Genomic DNA, 2,636 nt, shown 5'->3' on the forward strand with positions numbered 1-2,636 from the left:
TTAAATGATAGCCAGCTTAAGTCTCTGTTGATAAGCCCTTCTTTATTTATTCCCATAAAAATCTTTTCTCTGGCTTATCGTGTAGGCTCTTTCTTTCCAGGCGAAGGTTTTTTCTTCCTGATCACTTTCCCGGTACCTGGTTTTCCCTTTTTCTCTGTTTTTTTTACGGCCTTGTTGAATTTTTTCACCAAAAGCCTGCTGGCTGCTTTTACGTGCTTTTTTATTTCTGTCGCCGCACTTTTTCCATATTGCAAAAGTATTTCTTCCATTGCCCCGGCCACTTTCTGCGCTAATTCTTTTTTAGAAGTCTTATTCATCGTTTAAATAGTATTTTGTTAACGTAGGTAAATTATTATAAATATATTTTTTAAATGACTATTTTCCAAATCTTAATACAGGGTTAATAAAAAATTAACATTGGTTCAATTCTGCGGTGAAATGACAAGCGACTTTTTCATGTTTAAATTTCGTTGACTCGCCAACAATTTATTAATAAAGAATTCTTTCAGCCTTAAACTCAATTCCGCAATCAACCGATATCCTTACAGAAACATTGTCAATGAAATCCAAAGATACTATGAATGGTCGTAAATTACAGAAGATGTGGAATTTAACTGGTAAATCGCATAATTTACAACACATTGCATACTATAACAGCGGTTATTTAAGCGACGCCGAAAATTTTAATTTAGTAGTCAATGAAAAAATTGAGGAGAATTATTCCAATAAACGGCGGTTCATTTTGTGGTTGGATAAAATAATGTGTCATCTTTTGTATCGCTTATCTCTGATTATTTTTTTTAGCATCTATTAAATAATTTTAACTCTGAAAAAACATTTGTTTTAAAAACTTAAAAAAGATTCAATCATGGGAATTGCTCTTGATAAATTGAAAGACTAAGAGTCGCCATTGTTCGGAACTTTAATGGAAATATATAATGACATCTTTTTAATCATTTCATTCTTCATTTTTAACTGTTCGGCGAGATGCGCTGAGTATTGCCGCGCCGCTTCTTTAAAAATCCAATGTTGATTTGTTTCCGATTCGGCTGCTTTTAAATTTGCTTTTGGTAACCAAACACAATCGTTTATTCCGAAAACAGGACTATTGAATAAATTTTTAATTGCCCCGATCTAAAGATCTCACGATTACCCACATTTATTTGGTTATAAAAACCAGCTACAAAAGTTGAAACCCACAGGTTCCGCCAGCTGGCGGATGACGTAAGCTGAAGGAATGTAGAGAGAAGAAACTCACAGGATTCATCCTGAATTTATTCTCGTCTAATCACCTTATTAAATAGATTGTAGTTAAATTTTCCTTAGCTCATTTTTGAGGAATGCTTTTTTATGTTTATATAACAACCAACACTACTAAAAGTGTTTTTTATACGGGGATGACCAACAATCTGAGAAGCAGAATGAGACAACATCGGCTGGACAAAGGAAATTGGCAGCATTTTGCCGGAAGATATTATTGCCATAAACTGGTGTATTATGAGATTTATGAAACAGCAATTGAAGCTATTGCTAGAGAAAAAATTATAAAAGACAGGAGTCGTGAAAAGAAAATTCAATTGATACGATCAAAGAATCCAACTATGGCTTTTTATTGTATCTGGTAAAAATTCAGAATGAATCCTGTGAGTTTCTTCTCTCTTCGGATCATAGGCTAACGTCATCCAGGAGGGAACCTGTGGGTTTCTGCTTCTGTATTTGGTTATTCAGAATATGAAACCAAATAAATGTGGGTAATCATGAGATCTAAAGATCGGGGCAATTAAATTCCGAGCTGGCCGTCAACTCAATTTGAAAATTCAACTCTCATTCGCATCAATACCTGATCACAATCATCAATGAACAAATCAAAATAAACAACCATAAAATTACCCCTTGCAGAAATGGTCTGAACCCGACAATCTTCAACTTTGCCGGTGAAATTCCAAGTCCTATAAGGAAAAGCGTAAGACTGAAACCGGTTTTTGAAATGATTAAAATATTTTGAGTAAATACTGTTGGTAAAGCGATGTAGGTATTTGTAAGGGACGCTAAAACAAAAAATAATATGAACCATGGAAATACAGACGCCGGACTTTGCTTTTTAAAAATTACAGATGTAATTAATACGAGCGGAATAATCCATAACGCCCGTGCCAGTTTAATAGTGGTCGCAATCATTAATGCTTCGTTGCCATAATGTGTTGCTGCGCCTACCACCGAACTGGTGTCGTGTATTGCAATTGCCGCCCAAATGCCAAATTGTTCCTGGGAAAGATGAAACACCTGTCCAATTGTTGGAAAAATAAAAAGCGCAACCGCATTTAGAATAAATATTGTTCCGATAGAAACCGAAACATCGTTTTCGTCAGCTTCAACTACCTGGCTTATTGCCGCAATTGCACTCCCACCGCATATTGCAGTGCCAACACTTATCAGGTAGGAAATTATACGTTCCACTTTTAAAAGTCGCCCGATTATAAAACCCAAACCGATCGAAGTGCCAATGGTCAGCAGGGTAAAAACAAAACCATCTTTCCCCGCCGCCACAACCTTTGTGAAGTTCATTCCGAATCCTAAACCGATAATTGAAATTTGCAATAAATATTTTAACGTCATTTTTGTCGCTCCCGGAAACG

3 protein-coding genes are annotated in these 2,636 nt (G+C 35.7%); 1 reads left to right on the forward strand and 2 read right to left on the reverse strand.

Features of this window, described 5'->3' with window-relative positions:
- Positions 1 to 74 precede the first annotated feature (74 nt).
- A complete protein-coding gene (locus ACHZDT_RS06890; RefSeq protein WP_394773894.1) occupies positions 75 to 317 on the reverse strand; it encodes a hypothetical protein in 243 nt (80 codons plus the stop codon).
- Between the two features lie 1,023 nt (positions 318 to 1,340).
- Here ACHZDT_RS06890 and ACHZDT_RS06895 point away from each other — a divergent pair.
- Positions 1,341 to 1,625 carry a GIY-YIG nuclease family protein gene (locus tag ACHZDT_RS06895; protein WP_394773895.1) on the forward strand — a complete coding sequence of 95 codons (285 nt, stop codon included), beginning with the start codon at positions 1,341 to 1,343 and terminating at the stop codon, positions 1,623 to 1,625.
- Positions 1,626 to 1,833: 208 nt separating this feature from the next.
- Here ACHZDT_RS06895 and ACHZDT_RS06900 read toward each other — a convergent pair.
- The coding region (locus ACHZDT_RS06900; protein WP_394773896.1) for a YeiH family protein at positions 1,834 to 2,636 on the reverse strand (803 nt) is incomplete at its 5' end.

This window comes from Flavobacterium sp. (genome assembly GCF_043722275.1).
GTDB lineage: Bacteria > Bacteroidota > Bacteroidia > Flavobacteriales > Flavobacteriaceae > Flavobacterium.

Excerpts from the sequence above, each read along its gene's own strand:
- ACHZDT_RS06890 (WP_394773894.1), bottom strand. The coding sequence starts at position 317 with ATGAATAAGACTTCTAAAAAAGAATTAGCGCAGAAAGTGGCCGGGGCA.
- ACHZDT_RS06895 (WP_394773895.1), top strand. The coding sequence starts at position 1,341 with ATGCTTTTTTATGTTTATATAACAACCAACACTACTAAAAGTGTTTTT.